This is a genomic window from Thermomonas fusca DSM 15424 (assembly GCF_000423885.1).
Classification (GTDB): Bacteria; Pseudomonadota; Gammaproteobacteria; order Xanthomonadales; family Xanthomonadaceae; genus Thermomonas; species Thermomonas fusca.
The window spans coordinates 34,836-51,279 of sequence record NZ_AUIV01000011.1; the positions used below are offsets into that span (position 1 = coordinate 34,836).

The following is a 16,444-nucleotide window of genomic DNA, read 5'->3' on the forward strand; positions in this document are numbered from 1 at the left end:
CGCGACGTAACGACGAGCCGCGACCTCCCATGCGCCAAAGCTTCGCACACTTCCGCATCGCGCTGTATGCCCCGATCCTCGCCGGCGCCCTGTTGGTCAGCGGCTGCGCCAGCCTGCCGCCGCCGACGGCCGAACTGGACGCCGCGCGGCAGGCGCTGCTGCGCGCCGAGGCGGCCGATGCCGACCAGTACGCCGCCGATATGCTGGCGGCCGCCCGTGCCAGCCTGCAGCAAGCCCAAGGGGCGATGGCGCGCGGACGCGATGACGAAGCGCGCGCGGCGGCGCTGTCGGCTGCGGCCGAAGCCGACCAGGCGCGGGTACGCAGCAACGCCGCCCGCACCCGCGCCGAGCTGCTGCAGAAGCGGGCGGAGATCGCCGAGCTGCGCACGCGCCTGCAAATCGACGAGGGGCCGCTGGTCGACGACCCGCTGGACCTGCCGGTGCCGGCGGGCAGTGCCGAGCAGCGCGCGCAGGCGCTGGATGCCGACCCGCGGCTGGCGCCGTTCGCCCAATACGAACGGCTGCAGGCGCGGCAGGCGCTGGCAGCGCTGGCCACGGCAGCGCGGCGCGACCTGCCGGCCGCGCTGGCGCAGGCGGAGCGGCGCGTGGCCATCGCCGAACAGGCGGCGCGCATCGAAGCCGCGCGGCGCGAAATCGAGCGGCTGGAACGTGAGCGCAGCGACCTGCTGATCGAAGCCAGCCGCCGCGATGCGGAAACCGCCCGCGCCGAGGCCGAACGCATGCGCCTGCAAGCCCAGCTGCAGGCGGAGGATGCGGCGCGCCTGCGCGCCCAGGCCGAACAGGTCGAGGCGGTGTTGGACGGCGCCCAGGCGGCGCAGCAGGACAAGCTGGACGCCGCCCGCGAGAAGGAAGCGGCGCTGGCGCGCAAGGAAGCCGAACTGGTCGCTGGCGCCAAGCTCCCGCCGCTGCGTCGCGACGCGCGCGGCGAAGTGTTCACCCTGGCCGGCGACGCCTTCGCCTCCGGGCAGGCCAAGCTCACCAAATCCGCGGCCGCCAGCGTCAAGGCCCTCGGGATCTATCTGGCGGCGCTGCCGGGCGGCGCGGTGCAGGTGATCGGGCATACCGACAGCCAGGGCGACGCCGCCGCCAACCGAGCGCTGTCCGAGCAGCGCGCGCAGCAGGTGCGCGCCAGCCTGGTGGCGGCCGGACTGGCGCGTGATCGGGTCAGCTCGCAGGGCCGCGGCGCCGCCGAACCGGTGGCCGATAACGGCAGCGCAGCGGGACGGGCGAAGAATCGCCGCGTGGATATCTTCGTTGCCATAAAACCCTTATAAATCATGGGCTTGTGGGGTTGTCCATCGCCGGATCAGCCGCCCTCGGCGGCACTTGCCAAGCCCCTGCGGCAGGCGTAGGGTCGGATACCCGGGCGGCTTGAAATTCATCAAAGCCGTCTGGCCGGAGACCGGCCTATGCCCCACCCGATCGACAACCCGGAGATCGCCGCCGCAAGCCAGGATCGCGGCGGAGGCGGGTGGATGGTGGAAGCCCGCCCCGTTCCGGCCAGTCCCGCAATACCGCAACGCCCCGTGCCTGCCGGCCGGGGCGTTTCCGTTTCCAGCACCTTCATTTCCGTCGGCATGGCGCAGGCCATGCCCGCCCGTTCCGCGACCGGCCACGCGCCGGCTGCGTCCAACCCGGTGGCGCAAGCCGCCGTTCCCCCAGCGCCGCTTGGCCATTGTGCCGGGCGGCGCATTGCCGATCAGGAGGCTTTCATGTTCGAAGCGCAACCGCAGGCTGAGATCGAAGCGATGATGAAGGCGAACAGCGAGTTCAGGCAGCTGTATTTCCGCCACCGGGAACTCGACAAACAGGTGCTCGATGCCGAGTTGGGCGTGTTGCCGATCGACGACACCACGCTGGGCCAGATGAAGCGCGAGAAGCTGGCCGCCAAGCAGCGCCTGCTGCAGATGTACGAGCGCGCAAACTGAGGGCACGCGAACGACCCAACAGCGGGCGTTCGTGACGCGGGATGGCGGCGGTCGTGATCCGCTGCCGCCGTCCCGCCGCAGGCCACCGCAATGGCCGACGCGCCAATGGCCGCAGCCCGCTCGCGGCGCGGCGTGCCGGGCTCAACCCGTCGCCCCGGATGCTACCCTTTGCGCGTAGCTTTCCGGGCGCAGCAATGAACGAAGCAGATTCCCACTGGACCGCGCAGCGCAAGACCGCGCTGGTGCTGGACCTCCTGCAGGGCGAGACCACCATGGCGATGGCCGCGGCGCAGTTCCAGCTGACGCCGGAACGCATCCAGGGCTGGCTCGATGCCGGCAGGCAAGGCATCACCCAGGCGATGCAGGCCGAAACGGAGCCCGCCGGCCCTGCGCGCGGCGACCTGCGCGACCTGATCCCACGCCCGTTCGCCGACCATGGCACCGTCACCGTTACCCCGGAGGAACTGCTGAACACCGCCTGGCAGCGGATGCGCGCGCACGACGTCAGCCAGCTGCCGGTGATGGAGGGCGAACGAATCGTCGGCATGCTGGATGAATCCGACGTGCTGCTGCACGTCTACGGCGACGAAGCCCGCTTCACCGAGCCGGTGTCGGCGGCCATGGTCAGCCGGCTCGACAAGGTCGACGTGCATGCACCGTTGGAAGCGCTGCTGCCGGTGTTCGACCGCGGCCACGTCGCCATCGTGATGGACGCCGGCAACTTCCTCGGCCTGATCACCCGTATCGACCTGCTGAACCACTTGCGGCGGCGGGTGGGGTGAAGCGATCTGCCGTCACGGATTCCCCGTTGGATACCCAGGCTCCTCCGATGCAGACCATCACCCAGGCCCCGCCCGATTCCCGGCCAATGCCCAGCGCTCGCCTTCTGGGGGAGCTGCTGGTTGAAGCCGGCGTGGTTTCGGCAGCGGACGTACAGAAGGCGCTGGCCTTCCAGGAGCAGTTCGGCGGTCGCATCGGCAGCATTCTGGTGAGGCTCGGTGCGCTGTCGGAGGAATCGCTGTTGCCAGTACTCGCCGGACAGCTGGCGATGCCCGTTCTGGGCGCCGACGAATGGCCGGAACAGCCGGCCGTGATCCGGGACCTGCTGGCAGGCAGCGGGTTCAGCCTGGATTGGTGGACCGACAACGGCGTGGCAGCCTGGCGCGCCGGATCAGGCGTGGTGCTGGCCGTTGCGAGGGATCCACTGGACCCCCTAGCCAACGAGGCGCTGGGCAAGAGCCTTGGGGGGGAGGATTGGCAGTGGCGGCTGGTTCGCAGCCAGGACCTGGATCGCCTGCTGGACATGGCGGGGCGCAGCCGGGCGGCGGGCGACGGCGATCTGGATGACGATGTCAGTCACCTGCGGGAACTAGCCGAAGAGGCGCCGGTCATTGAACTGGTCAACAACATCCTCGCGCAGGCCATGGATCAGCGCGCGTCCGACATCCACATCGAGCCGGAAGAGCAGGTGTTCCACGTGCGCATGCGGACCGACGGCATTCTGCACACCCGGATGACCTTGCCAGCAAGCCGCTATCCGGCAGTAGCCTCGCGGGTGAAGCTGATATCCGGCATGGACATCGCAGAACGCCGTCTGCCGCAGGACGGTCGTCTCAGTGCGAGGGTCAGCGGACAGGAAATCGACGTGCGCGCCTCGGCCGTGCCTGCGGTCCACGGCGAATCCATCGTGCTGCGCCTGCTACCCAAGGAGCGCCAGGATCTGAGCCTGGCGCGCCTGGGTTTTTCCGGGCGCGACCTGCAGATGTTCCGCGCCTGGGCGCGTGAGCCGCATGGCATCGTGCTGGTGACGGGGCCTACCGGTTCCGGCAAGTCGACCACCCTGTACGCGACGCTGGAAGAGATGAACCAGCGCGACCGCAAGATGATCACGGTGGAGGATCCGGTCGAATACGAGGTCGATGGCGTCACCCAGATCCAGGCCAATGCGGAGATCGGATATACCTTCGCACGGGCACTGCGTGCAATCCTCCGGCAGGATCCGGACGTCATCATGATCGGTGAGATCCGCGACCTGGAGACTGCGGAGATCGCGGTGCAATCGGCGCTGACCGGACATCTGGTGCTGTCGACGCTGCATACCAACGATGCGGTCAGCGCATTCACCCGTCTCATCGACATGGGCGTGGAGCCGTTCCTGGTGGCGACCAGCGTGCGCGCAGTGCAGGCCCAGCGACTGGTGCGCCGGTTGTGCCCGCAATGCAGCCGCCCGAATGCGGATGTCCTGCCTGCGATCCGGCGGCTGGTGGAGCCGCTGGCGGAAGCCGGCGTCGCGCCGGACTGGCGATCGGCCGCGGGCTGCCCGCACTGCCAGGGCACCGGCTATCGGGGGCGCTTGGGTATCTACGAGCTGGTGGACGTCACGCCGGAAATGCAGGAGCTCATCATCGCATCGGCCACCGCGGAGAAGATGCGGGCGCTCGCCACCCAGCAGGGCGGCAGGACGCTGCGCGAGGATGGTCTGCTCAAGGCAATGGCGGGGCTCACTACCGTCGAAGAGGTGGTGCGGGTGAGCGGCGGGGCCGGTGTCGATGGTTGAGCGCACGCTGTTCAGTTACGAGGCAGTGGACCGCTCGGGCGCTAAGACCACGGGATCGTTGGAGGCCGCGTCCGAAGGTGAGGCTGCGCGCCAGCTCGCCCAGCAGGGTTTGACGCCCTATGCCCTCAAGCGTGTCGGGCAAGGGTGGCGCGCACCGCGGCGCCGGCGCGCATCGGCGCGCGAACTGCAGCTGGTGCTGCAGGAGTTCACGACGCTGCTGGAATCCGGCGTGGGATTGGTGACCGCGTTGTCCTCGCTGGCCAAGTCCAGCCATCACCCCAGCCTGACCGGGGCGTTCGCGGAGATGGAGCGCTCGGTGAGGCGGGGCGAGAGCTTCAGCGCTGCGTTGCGGGAATCGAAACTGCCGGTCCCGGAGTACGTGCACCAGCTGGCGCATGCGGGCGAAGCGACGGGGCGTCTTGCCGAGTCGATCCGCGGAGGCGTGGACCAGTACGAATACGACCAGCGCGTCCGCCAGGAAATGACCGGCGCGATGATCTACCCGATAGTGCTCGTCTCCTCGGGCATCGCCGCGGTCGGCATCATCTTCCTTTGGGTGGTTCCGCGCTTCGGCGGGTTGCTGACGCAGCACAAGGACACCATGCCGGCGATTTCCCGCTGGACCATCGCAAGCGGCGTCTGGCTCAGCAATCACGTGTGGCTGGTGTTGCTCGCGTTGGCGGCGGCAGCGGTGGGCCTGCGCGCGCTGTGGAAGGCGCCGGGGGTCGTTGATGCCCTGGTCGAACGCGCGGCGCGGCTGCCGGTGGTGGGGGATTGGCTGGTGGAGGCCGAAGTGGGGCGTTGGGCCAGCACGCTGTCGGCGCTGCTGACCGGTCGCGTCGAACTGATCCGGGCACTGAACCTGTCGGCGACGTCGGTGCGCATGAAGTTCCTGCGTGCCCGCCTGCTGGCGGTGGCGAAGTCGGTCAAGACCGGCTCCACGCTGTCGGCGGCACTGCGTGAACACCGCTCGCTCAATCCCACCGGTTACGATCTGGTGGCGGTAGGCGAGGCCAGCGGAGAGCTGCCCAAGCTGCTTGACGCGCTGGCGCGCCTGTACGAGACCACCGGGCGGGACCGCATGAAGCGGGCGTTACAATTGATCGAGCCGTTGGCCATCATCATCATCGGCGTGGTGGTCGGCACCATCATGACCGCCATCATCCTGGCCATTACCAGCGTCAACGATGTTCCCCTTTGAGTCCCCGAAACACGGAGTCCCCATGCGAGTGCCTCGCTTCGCCGCCGGCTTCACCCTGCTGGAAATGCTGGTGGTCCTGGTGATCATCGGCCTGATCGCAAGCCTGGTCGGCCCGCGCCTGTTCAGTCGCGTGGATAGCTCCAAAGTGCAGGTCGCGGACACCCAGACGCGCTTGCTGCGTGGGGCCGTGGAAACGTTCCGGCTCGAGGTCGGCCGCATCCCCACCGCGGATGAGGGCTTGGGCGTGTTGAACACGGCGCCCGCCGATGAGCGGGCCAAGGCGCGCTGGCGCGGTCCCTATCTGGATGAACCGGTGCCCGAGGATCCGTGGGGTCGACCGTACAAGTATTCCATCCCCGGCCGCGATGGACTGCCGTTCGCGATCTACTCCCTCGGCGCGGATGGCCAGCCGGGAGGCGAGGGCAATGACGCCGACGTCGGCTTCCTGCCACCCAAGGGGTGAGCCCCGGGCGGCGGTCGGCTTCTCCCTGTTGGAGATGCTGGTCGTGCTGGCGTTGATTTCGGTGATGACCGCGTTGGCGGCGCCACGCCTGGCCAGCACGGTCAGGGCGATCGGGACCAGTGGTGATCGTGCCGAGGTCCAGCGCCAGATCGAGGATCTCCCGCTGCGCGCCCGCCTGCAGTCGGGAGAGATCCGCTTGGGCGCCGAGGCCGCGCTGTCCCCGCTGCTGGAACTGCCACAGGGCTGGGCTGTCTCCACCCTGACGCCGTTGCTGGTCCGCGACAACGGCGTATGTGATGCAGCGCGCCTGCGCGTGCGCAGCCCCGATGCTGAAGAGGAATGGGTCGTGGCAATGCCCGATTGCCAGGTGCGCAATGCGCAGTAGCCGCGCTTCGGGGTTTTCGCTGCTGGAAGCCATCGTCGCGCTGGCGATCCTTGCGGCGGCGGGGATGGCGCTGTTCGCAGCCATGAGCCAGTCGGTGCGGATGGTGGAACGCGCCGAGGCGGCGCGCGAGCGCGAATCCGCACAGCGCAACGCACTGGCGTGGCTGCAGACCATCAATCCCGCGCAGGAACCCGACGGCCAGGTGCAGTTGGGCGACGTGCTGCTGCGCTGGCACGCGGAGCCGTTGGAAGCGCCGCGTGATGCAATGACCGGATACCTGCAGGCCGGCCTGTTCCAGGTCGGCCTGTATCGCGTGCGCCTGGCGCTGGAGCGCGATCAGCGCCCCCTGGCCGAACTGGAAGTCAGGCGGGTCGGCTACAAGCAGGTCAGAAAGCCGGAGGTGTTGTGAGCCTGCGGAACGCCAGGGTGCAGGGGGGGTTCACCCTGCTGGAGGCGATCGTGACGCTGGTCATCGTGTCCATGCTGGTCACGGTGCTGATGAGCGCATTGTCGCAATCCCTTTCGTTGCGGACCCGGATGCTGCGAATGCAGGGCGAGTCCCGCCAGATGCTGCTGCAGGAGGCCTGGTTCCGCGACAGCCTTGCCGGTGCGCAGCCCCCGACGCAACGCCTGGAGGCGGACGCGTTCTCCGGGGGCATCGAGGAGGTGTCGTTCGTCAGCGCTGCGCCGCTGATGGCTAGCGGCAGCGCGCGGATAGCCTGGCGCCTGGTCCGTGATGCCGACGGCGATGCCGCACTGCATTACCTGGACCCGGTCGCCGGTGATCTCGTCGTGGTTCCCGGGCCCCTGCGTGAGGCCGGCTTCGCCTACATGGCCGAAGGCGACGGCGCGCAATGGGAGACCGCATGGCAGAGCACCGCCCCGGAAAACGCGAGCCGCCTGGCCGAGAAGGGCCGCGGAGTACTGCCGCGGCTGGTGAAGTTCCAGGCGACCACGGAGGCCGGGCGGCACCTGCAATGGCTGGTCTACCTGCCGGCGAACCTGCGTGCCTCCGACCGCATCAACATCGAGGAGGGTGGCGATGCGGGGATCTGAACGGTCTCAGCGGGGCTTCGTCCTGGCGGTGACGCTGTGGCTCCTGGCGGGCATAGGCGTCGCGGTGGGACTGATGATGCTGTGGGCGCGCTCCCAGGTCGAGCACGCACGCCTCGACAGCGAGCGGCTGCAGGATGATGTGGCCGCGTTGGAGACGCGTGACACCCTCCTGTACATCGCCGCCACCCGCGAATTCACGCTCGCCGGGCTGCCGGTGGAGCCGCTTTCGGCAGATACGGTGGCCATGCGCAAGCTCGATGAGTTTGGCGGTGTGATGCGCGATCCCGTCGGCGGCGAGCTGCGACTCGATGGCACCCGCTACCGCGGTCGCGGCGCATCCTTTTTTGCGATCCAGGACGAGGCGGGGCTGTTTTCACTGCGGCGCCCCACGGCGGGGGGGCTGGACCGCTTCCTGCAGGTGGAGGGGGTGGAGAAGGGCAGGATCCCGCGCCTGCGGGACACGTTGCTGGACTACATCGATGGCGACGACCTCAATCATCTGCAGGGCGCCGAGCGCACCGACTACGAACGTGAGCGCCGGCCACCGCCGCCCAACCGTGGTCTCCTGCTGTCTTCCGAGCTTGCACGCGTCATGGATTGGGATGGACTTCCGCCGGCGCAGCTGGGCCGCATCATCGAACATGCCTCCGCGTTCTATGTCGGCGCGATCAACCTCAACACCACCCCCGCCGAACTGCTGCCGCTGTGGATCCCCAACTGTCCGGAAGCCTGCGAGCTGCTGCTCAAGCGGCGACAGGAACGTCCCTTGCGCAACGGCTACGAAGCGGAAGCGCTGACGCTCGGGAAACTGCCCGGCGACAGTGCCATCGACTACCGCAGCGTGGCCGAGGGCATCCTGCGGATCGACATCTGGGGGCGTACAGGAAGGGGCCAGCGTTATCATGTTAGATTGACTCCATTAGCCGACCAACGCGGGCCTTGGACCATTTTGGCCGCCTATCCCGTCCAACGCCCCGCCGATGACCGCGATGCAGAAACGACCCAGAGCCCTCTTCTCGCCGGGCCGTAGCCTGCCGGGCGAAACACCGGGCCTGCGTCAGGCCAAGGGCCTGTTTGGCGCGCAGGAGTGGGTGATTCCGAGGCGCGACTGCCAGTACCGCAAGCAGGATTTCCGCGCCCTGCCGCCGCGCAAGCGGGCCATGGCCGCGCGTTTGGCGGCGGCCCGCTTCCTGCCTTCTGCCGATGCGCGCATCCATCTGGCCTGGCAGGAGGGCATTGCCCACTACTGGATCTGGACGCCGCCCCAGGACAATCCGTCGGCGTACCGCCGTTGGCTGCCGGAATCGTTGCTGTATCCGCCGCCTGTCCAGGATGGTGTACGGCTCCTGTCCCTGTGCGAGGGTGTGGAAGGGCAGTACTGGAGCAATGGCGTGCTGGTAGCCAGCCAATGGTGGGCGCGCCGGCCGTCGGAGGCCGAGTGGCTGACATTCCTCAGGGCGGCGGGCGCCACCACGGGTTCCGGCGACGTACCGGAGCCCGTCACGCTGGCGTGGCTGGATCGCCCTTGGGCGCACGCTGGTCGTGGCTTGTCCATGGACGCGGATACTGCCGAACGGGTTGCGTGGATTGCCTCGGCCGGTCTCCTGCTGGCGGTGGCTGGGTGGCAGTTGGCCAGCCTGATGCGCTGGGATGCCGAAGCCGCGAAAGAAGCCGTCAGGCTTGAGGCGGCGCGCTCCCGGGCGGCGCCGTTGCAGGCGGCACGCGAGCGTGCCGAGGCGGCGGCGGCGCAGATCGCGGAGTTGCGCGAGCTGGAGCCGGACCACACCGATTTCGACTGGATGGCGCGCATCGGCGCGAAGTTGCCGAATGGCGCGTTGTTGGCGGGATGGTCGCGCGAACCCGGGAAGCTGCGCGTACTGGTTCGTGGCGGTGATGCCGATCCGCGCCGCTACATCGAGGCCTTCTTGCAGACCCCCCCGTTCGATGACCTGACCGCGACCTCTTCCGGCAACGGGGACATCCTGCTGGAGTTCACCCTGCCGCAGCCTCGTGTCACCGAGGGCGGCGAAGAATGAGCGCGCCCATGCTGGAAAACGCAGCCATGCAATGGCGCGAAAATCGGCGGCTGCGCATGGCCGTGCTGGTCGCGATGGTGGCCTTGGCCCTGCACTTGCTGGACGGGCTGGATCGCCACCGCGAATCTGCGATGCGGCAGCATGCCGCCGACATCGGCCTGCGACAACGCCTGGAGCGCGTGGCAGGGCAGCCGGAATGGGTTGAGCGCGCCAAGCAGGCCGAGGCCGAGCTGGACGGCATGCGGCGTGAGATGCGGGTTACCGCCAATGCCGGCCAGGCGCAGGCTGAAATCGAGGCCTGGCTTACCGAGTTCGCGGCCGCGCAGAAACTTTCCGGGCCCGCGGTCAAGGTGCAGGACGTGCTGGAGGTGCCTGGTCATCCGGAACTGGTGCAGGTCCTGGCCAAGCTGGATGGCACGCTGCCGGCCTTTGCCCAGCATTCGTTGGTGCAGGCGTTGGAGCGCGGCCTGCCCTGGATGCAGGTCGAGCGCCTGGATATAGGCGAGCAGAGCGAACCCAAGATAAGTCTGGTGATGCGCGCCTACTACCGGCGTGCTGGACAGGGCGTGGTCGCCGGGACGGTGGTTTCGGAGGCCGCATCATGAGCGCTCTGTCGATGTGGCGCCTGCTGTTGGGCGCACTGCTGGCGCTGGCTCTTGGTGCAATGGCGAACTTCGCCTTCGTCGACGTGCCGGGTCAGCCGGTGGCCCCGCGGGCGACTGCAGAGGACTGGACGTTGCCGCAATCGCCGCGTCCGGCGCCTGCGGCGATCGAAGCCGCTTGGGAGAAGAATCCGCCTTGGCCGCAGCCGCCGCCCCCGCAGGAAGTTGCAGCCAGCGCGGCTGCGGCATCGGAGGTTCCGGCCCCCGTCCCGGTGGGTGTGGCCCGCAGTCGAAACGGCGCCCGCGCGGTCTTCAGCGTGGCTGGGGCGGGCACGGTGCTGCTGCGTGCGGGCGATCCGCTGCCGGGTGGCGGGCGTGTGTTGCGGGTGTCAGGGCTGAGCGTCGAGTGGCGCGACGCCAAGGGTGAGCGCCAGCAGCGCGAAATGTTCAACAGCTACCAGATTCAGGAAGAGGCGGCGCCCGCGCCTGCGCCCGCGTCGAAGCCGCCCACCAGGAAGGGGCGGCGCTGATGCGTTGTCAGCAAGCTGCCCCCGCCCGAGCAACCGGAACACGCATGATGGATCGGACACACCTTCAACCTTTGGCGCGTCGATGGCTGAGCCGCGTGCGCGTCATTGCGCTCGCGGCAGTGGTCGGCGTGCTGGCCGCCTGTGCCGCGCGCCCGCCCGAGTTGCCGCGCCCGCTGCGCGCGCCGAAGGCGGACGCACCGACGGGGGAAGTCCTGGGTGATGCCGCTTCCGGGCGCACCCATCCGCAGATCGAACGTGGCCCCGAGCCGGTGCGGCGCGAACAGGCTGCGCAGCAGCCGGAGCGCGCGCAGAGCCGCATCCCGCCGATGCAGCGCAGCGAGCCGGTGGCGATCGCCCTGGACGGCGTGCCGCTCGAGACCTTCATCAACATCGTGTACGGGATGGAACTGGGTCTGCCGGTGCAGATCGACCAGTCGCTGCGCGGCCGTCCGGAGTTGCTCAGCCTGAGCCTGGCCAAGCCGATGCCGCCGGAGCAGGCGTTCCGGGTGGCCGAGGAAGTCCTGCGCAGCTACAACGTGCGGATCGACGAGCTGGGCGGCGTGTTGCGCTTCATGCCCGTGGATCAGCGCACCAGCGAGGTCAGCCCGCTGCTGCAGACGCGTTCGCTGCCGGATGTTCCTGCTGGCCAGCGCACCGTGTTCGTGTCCATGCCGCTGCAGTACCGGCGGCCGGGTGCAGTCATTCCGCAGGCCAAAGAATTGTTCAACGGCAAATCAGTCACCTTCAATCCGTTGATCGAAGCCAATGCGGTGCTGATCAGTGGACCTGGTACCGATGTCCGCGCTGCCATGCAGGCCTTGGATGCGCTGGACCAGGCAGTGCTGCGCGACAAATATTCGCTGCGCATCAACCCGCTCTACCTGCCGGCTGACCTGCTGGCGAAAGAGCTGCGCGAGGTATTGGCGGGGCAGGGCATTGCAGTCTATAGCGGCGGAGGGGAGCCCGGAGCGCTGACCTTCGTGCCGGTCAATTCCGCCAACGCCCTGATCGTGTTCGCCAACAGCCAGCAGGCGTTGGACACGGTGGCCGAATGGGTGGCGCGCCTGGACCAGCCCAGCGATGCGGCCGGCAGCGGCGGCATGTACGTGTATGCCGCGCGCCACACCACGGTGGATACAATGCTGCCGGTGTTGCAGGCGCTGGCAGGCGGTGCAGGCGCTAGTGCGGGGAATGCGGGGGCATCTGGGGTCGCTGGCACGGGGAGCTCAACTGGCGAAACCGCGCGCGGAGCGCGGCAAGGCAATGCGGTGACCGCAGTTTCCGGCTTCGGCGGGCAGCTGGCCGCCGATACGGTGCGCAACATGATCGTGTTCCAGGGCGACGCCCAGAGTTGGCGCGCGTTGCAGGGCGTGCTGGCGCGGCTGGACCAGCCGGCCCGGCAGGTGCTGATCGAGGTCACCGTTGCCGAAGTGACCCTCACCGACGAGTTGACCCACGGGGTGGAATGGGCGTTGCGCAACATCAGCGTCGAAGGCATGTCGGGGCCGCTGACGGCACTGGCGGACAATGCCACCGCCGGTGGCCTGCGCTGGGCGGCGCTGTCCTCGTCCGGCCAGGTGCGCGCCACGCTCAACCTGTTCGCCAAGGACAGCCGCGTCACCATCCTGTCCACGCCGCGCATCCTGGTGAAGAGTGGCGAGGCGGCGAGCATCGACGTCGGCACCGAGGTGCCCATCATCACCAGCCAGGCCACGGCGCCGGACCTGCCCAATAACGGCAACCAGAGCTCGATCCTGCAGTCCGTGCAGTACCGCAAGACCGGCACCCTGCTGGATATCGAGGCGGTGGTGCATTCCGGCCAGCGGGTGGACCTGAAGATCTCGCAGGAAGTCAGCGAGGCGGTCCAGACCGACACCAGCGAGATCTCCTCGCCCAGCATCCTCAGCCGCAGCCTGCGCACCGTGTTGAGCCTGGCCGATGGCCAGAGCACCCTGCTGGGGGGGCTGATCTCCAGCAGCCGCGCCGACGGCAAGTCTAAGGTCCCGCTGTTGGGAGACATCCCCCTGCTCGGGCGCGCCTTCCAGAACCGGACCAAGTCCAGCGTGCGGACCGAGTTGCTGCTGCTGATCACGCCGTACGTGCTGGAGGATTCGACCCAGGTCGAAGAAGTTACCCGAGCTGTGCGCGAGCGGTTTGGCCGCGTTGAGCGCAGTTGGCCGGGCCGCCCAGATGGCGCTCCGGCGCCGCTGCAACCGCGCGAGCCGCTTCCCGTGCCGCCTGCCAAGCCGAGCCCCGATCCGCAGCCATCCACGGAAGCGCCCATCAATCCGCCTGTCGAGGCGCAGTCGCCTGCAGCGGAAAGCCAGCAGCCGGGCGCGACCAGGCCGGCCTGAGCGCCTGCCCTTGGGCGATCGTATGGGGGGCCTGCAGCCTGTCGCCGGGCGGCCGCTTCCTGTGGCAGCGGGCTCATGCCTCATGGGGCCGGCGACAATCCGGCAAGCGCCCGGTTTCATTGTGTATGGGCGGCAAGTGATGTGTGAAAAAAGGCGCGGTCGATGAGCCAGGGGGAACGTTCGTGGATGGATTCGCAAACCCGTTGGCACAAGGGCATTCCAGCGGTTGACACTTTCTTAATCCCGCCTATATGCTGCCGGCACATCTGGGATGCTGCGCTGGCTTTGGTACTTGTATGCGCAGATGAATCGGACTCAGGGGGAATGGGGTTGCGGGGTTCGGGCCTTTGTTCTTCTCCGGTTCTGTATCGGCGCCGATACGCGCATGCGGGCGGCGAGTGGTGCCCATGGTGTGACCAAGATTTACAAACCTAAGCTTAGGAGCCAACAAGAATGAAGTTCTTCAACAAGCAGACCCTGGCGCTCGCCATCGTCGGCGCACTCGCCTCCAGCAACGCGCTGTCGGCCAATCTGATCCAGACCGCCAACACCGTTTACGCGAAAGAAATCAAGATGCCGGTCACCGGCCTTTCGCTGAACGTTGCGTGGAAGGTTGGCTACAACTTCAACACCAACGAAACCCGCTACGCCTGCGTGCGCCTCGAAGGTGCCCAGCCCGCCGCGATCGTGCCGACCGTCACTCAGGCCGATGGTATTACCTCGGCTAGCCCGACGCTGACCGCCGGCACGGTCAATGCCAACGGCAACGTGGCCTTCTTCACCCTGTCTTCGAACCCCACCGGTGCGATTCCGTCCACCGCGGCTTACCAGGTGCAGCTGAACAACCTGCTGATCGATGTCGCGAGCCGCGACACCACCGTCACCGCCACGGTGGGTCTGTACGACAACCCGGCTGCTGCCGGCCAGTGCCTTGCTGAAGGCCCGGCTAACCCGCAGCTGATCGCCGGCACCGGCGACACCAAGAAGCTCCTCACGTTCGAACCCAGCTATGCGTTCCTGACCGATCCGAACAAGGCCATTGCTTCGGTTGATAACCTGAACACCCCGTACGCCGGGTTCAAGAACCCGGTTCCCGCGGGTGGCCTGGTGTCTCCCAATGCCAACAACGCCTATCTGGCCAAGGCCCAGGTCAACCTGCTGACCTATGGCACCCCGGCAACGGCTCCGCGCGGCATTAATGGCGTTCCCGTCACCTTGGCCACGCTGTTCGACACCGCGGCAACGAACGTTCTGACCATCGATGGCGACTTCGACGCTTGGGCAACGGCCAAGACCTTTGCCACCGTCGCTCCGACCACGTCCACGGCGACTTCGGCCAGCTGGAATGTCAACCCGACTGCCCTGAACGGCAATTTCGCGGTGGTGGTCAACAGCAGTTCGGCTAATGAAATTCCGGCCGGCGGCTACATCGCCAGCCTGAAGGCCAAGGCGAACACCGGCTACACCCTGAACTACAACGACGCGAATGCCGGGCAGATGGTGACGCTGTCGCCGAAGCTGGATGAGTCCATCGAAGCTGGCGCTGACAACCAGATCGAAGACATCGCCTACGCTGAAGCTTCCGCTGGCCAGATCGTCCAGGACGGCGTGCGTCTGCAGGCTCCGCTGGTGCAGGTCCCGACCGGCTGGCTGAGCCGTCTGGTCATCACCAACACCGGCAACAAGGACCGCACCTTCTTCCTGACCGTCCAGGGTGAAGATGGCACCGCCATCACCACCGGCAACCTGACCGGCTACGTCGTGAAGGCCAAGAAGACCTACGTCATCGAAGACATGAACTCGGTGCTGCAGGGCTTCAACGCCGGCGCGAAGACCCGTGCAACGGTCGTCGCCACCGTGGCTGGCCCGGAGAAGGAAATCAAGGGTCTGTACCAGATCGTCAACACCACCAACATGTCGCTCAGCAACTACGTGATGGTGAACCAGGATTCCGGCGGCCACTAATCGGCTCCCGCTCCTGTGCAATACCGGAAAGGCCCGCTTCGGCGGGCCTTTCCTTTTTTGTGGCCGGGCTTCCGCGATGGTGGTCCGCGGTCAGGCGCCGGACGAATCGCCGTGGGTCCGTTGAACGGCGTCGTGGCGCGTGCCGGGACGGTCTCCAGCGGATATCCTTCGTGCTGGCATGGGTTGCGGTGGGGCACAACGGGGGAAGGATGCTGAAGCTGTTCCTTGGTCGGCCGCGCACCCGAGACGAGCATGTGCAGGCCCTGGACGGGTTGCGTGGTCTGGCCGTGTTGATCGTGATCGCCTCGCACCTGTCCAATGCGGGCTGGCTGCCGCAACCCGGAATGTCGGGCACGGGCAAGAGCGGGGTCTACCTGTTCTTCGTGCTCAGCGCCTACCTGCTAGCCCATGCCATGCTGGCGCGTCCGCTGGCAAGACTGGCTGACCCGGCTTACTGGATCGACTACGCGTTGCGCCGGGTGCTGCGCATCTGGCCGCTTTATCTGGTGGTTCTGCTGCTGAGCTGGGGGCTGACGAGCCTTGGCGTTGTTCACTGGCATTACCAGCTGGATGCAGCCGGGTTCTGGCGGCACCTGACGCTGCGCGAAGGCCAGAGCGTGCTTTGGTCGATACCGGTCGAGTTCACCTTCTATCTGTGGCTGCCGATCGTCTGCCTGGCGCTGTTGGCCTTGCGCAGGATGCCTGGCGGGCGGTGGTGGGGCGTGACGCTGCTGGCAGCCCTGCTGGTACTCGCGCGACGGCAGTGGCCTGCCGCGCAAGCACCCGTCAACGGCGTACAGCTGGGGTTCTACCTGCCGGTATTCCTGGCGGGCGTGGCCGCGGCGTGGGTCTCGCAGGAATGGCCGTCATTGTGGCGCCTGGCGCGCGCCTGGCGCGCCGCGGGCTGGCTGCTGCTGGCGGCACTGGCGCTGGTGACGCCGGCGCTGTGGGCTGCCATCTCGGGGGAGGGCTACAACCCGGAACTCGGCCATCGATGGTTCACTGCGTTCGGATTCGGCTGGGCGCTGCTGCTGTTGTCGGTGCTGTGGGGGGCTGGAGTACTGTCCCGTCTGTTCGCTAGTGCACCGATGCGGTTGGTGGGCGTGGTCAGTTTCAGCGCCTATCTCTGGCACATGCCGGTACTGCAGGCCGCAGACGCGCTGGGACTGCGCAGCCACGGGCTGCCCGCCCTGCTGGTGGTGCTGGCGGCGATGCTGGCGGTGGCCATGGGTTCATTCCTGCTGTTCGAGCGACCCTGGCGCGATGTGCGCTTCAGGCGGCGCTGACGCCAGCGCCCGCGGGGGGCGTTCCGGTATCATGGCGGGCCTGCTGCCGGACCCACGGAT

At 67.8% G+C, this 16,444-nt stretch carries 16 protein-coding genes; all 16 read left to right on the plus strand.

Going from position 1 to position 16,444, the window contains the following annotated elements; translation table 11 throughout:
- The first annotated feature begins 29 nt into the window (after positions 1 to 29).
- Positions 30 to 1,295: an OmpA family protein gene (locus G582_RS17190; protein WP_051246852.1), complete on the plus strand. Its 1,266-nt coding sequence runs from the start codon at positions 30 to 32 to the stop codon at positions 1,293 to 1,295.
- Between the two features lie 438 nt (positions 1,296 to 1,733).
- Positions 1,734 to 1,949, plus strand: coding sequence for an HP1242/YdcH family protein (locus G582_RS0106310; RefSeq protein WP_028839116.1), 216 nt, complete (start codon positions 1,734 to 1,736; stop codon positions 1,947 to 1,949).
- 194 nt (positions 1,950 to 2,143) lie between these two features.
- Complete coding sequence (locus G582_RS15725) at positions 2,144 to 2,731, plus strand: CBS domain-containing protein (protein ID WP_051246855.1); 588 nt, start codon at positions 2,144 to 2,146, stop codon at positions 2,729 to 2,731.
- A 47-nt stretch (positions 2,732 to 2,778) separates the two neighbouring features.
- Complete coding sequence (locus tag G582_RS0106320) at positions 2,779 to 4,506, plus strand: GspE/PulE family protein (RefSeq protein ID WP_211219307.1); 1,728 nt, start codon at positions 2,779 to 2,781, stop codon at positions 4,504 to 4,506.
- Positions 4,499 to 5,707 (plus strand): type II secretion system F family protein, encoded by a 1,209-nt coding sequence (locus G582_RS0106325; protein WP_038053158.1) that lies wholly within the window; start codon positions 4,499 to 4,501, stop codon positions 5,705 to 5,707. Before G582_RS0106320 ends, G582_RS0106325 begins: the two co-directional genes overlap by 8 nt.
- Positions 5,708 to 5,735: 28 nt before the next feature.
- Positions 5,736 to 6,170 (plus strand): type II secretion system major pseudopilin GspG, encoded by a 435-nt coding sequence (gspG, locus tag G582_RS0106330; RefSeq protein ID WP_028839119.1) that lies wholly within the window; start codon positions 5,736 to 5,738, stop codon positions 6,168 to 6,170.
- The gene (locus G582_RS17480) at positions 6,133 to 6,555 is read left to right on the plus strand and encodes a type II secretion system protein (protein ID WP_281278260.1); all 423 of its coding nucleotides are present in this window, start codon (positions 6,133 to 6,135) and stop codon (positions 6,553 to 6,555) included. The genes gspG and G582_RS17480 overlap by 38 nt, the downstream gene beginning before the upstream one ends.
- Entirely contained in the window at positions 6,545 to 6,964 is a 420-nt protein-coding gene (locus G582_RS15730; RefSeq protein WP_038053162.1) for a prepilin-type N-terminal cleavage/methylation domain-containing protein, read from the plus strand. Before G582_RS17480 ends, G582_RS15730 begins: the two co-directional genes overlap by 11 nt.
- Complete coding sequence (locus G582_RS0106345) at positions 6,961 to 7,611, plus strand: PulJ/GspJ family protein (RefSeq protein ID WP_028839121.1); 651 nt, start codon at positions 6,961 to 6,963, stop codon at positions 7,609 to 7,611. The genes G582_RS15730 and G582_RS0106345 overlap by 4 nt, the downstream gene beginning before the upstream one ends.
- On the plus strand, positions 7,598 to 8,641 hold the full coding sequence (locus G582_RS0106350) for a type II secretion system protein GspK (RefSeq protein WP_028839122.1): 1,044 nt from the start codon (positions 7,598 to 7,600) through the stop codon (positions 8,639 to 8,641). The genes G582_RS0106345 and G582_RS0106350 overlap by 14 nt, the downstream gene beginning before the upstream one ends.
- Positions 8,592 to 9,647: a hypothetical protein gene (locus G582_RS0106355; RefSeq protein WP_028839123.1), complete on the plus strand. Its 1,056-nt coding sequence runs from the start codon at positions 8,592 to 8,594 to the stop codon at positions 9,645 to 9,647. Before G582_RS0106350 ends, G582_RS0106355 begins: the two co-directional genes overlap by 50 nt.
- Positions 9,648 to 9,703: 56 nt before the next feature.
- Positions 9,704 to 10,252 (plus strand): hypothetical protein, encoded by a 549-nt coding sequence (locus G582_RS17195; protein ID WP_156880319.1) that lies wholly within the window; start codon positions 9,704 to 9,706, stop codon positions 10,250 to 10,252.
- Positions 10,249 to 10,779: a hypothetical protein gene (locus tag G582_RS0106365; protein WP_038053165.1), complete on the plus strand. Its 531-nt coding sequence runs from the start codon at positions 10,249 to 10,251 to the stop codon at positions 10,777 to 10,779. Before G582_RS17195 ends, G582_RS0106365 begins: the two co-directional genes overlap by 4 nt.
- A 95-nt stretch (positions 10,780 to 10,874) precedes the next feature.
- Positions 10,875 to 13,133: a secretin N-terminal domain-containing protein gene (locus G582_RS0106370; RefSeq protein ID WP_028839126.1), complete on the plus strand. Its 2,259-nt coding sequence runs from the start codon at positions 10,875 to 10,877 to the stop codon at positions 13,131 to 13,133.
- Positions 13,134 to 13,586: 453 nt separating this feature from the next.
- On the plus strand, positions 13,587 to 15,098 hold the full coding sequence (locus G582_RS0106375) for a hypothetical protein (protein WP_028839127.1): 1,512 nt from the start codon (positions 13,587 to 13,589) through the stop codon (positions 15,096 to 15,098).
- A 209-nt stretch (positions 15,099 to 15,307) separates the two neighbouring features.
- Positions 15,308 to 16,384, plus strand: a complete 1,077-nt coding sequence (locus G582_RS0106380) for an acyltransferase family protein (protein WP_028839128.1) — start codon at positions 15,308 to 15,310, stop codon at positions 16,382 to 16,384.
- Positions 16,385 to 16,444: the final 60 nt, after the last annotated feature.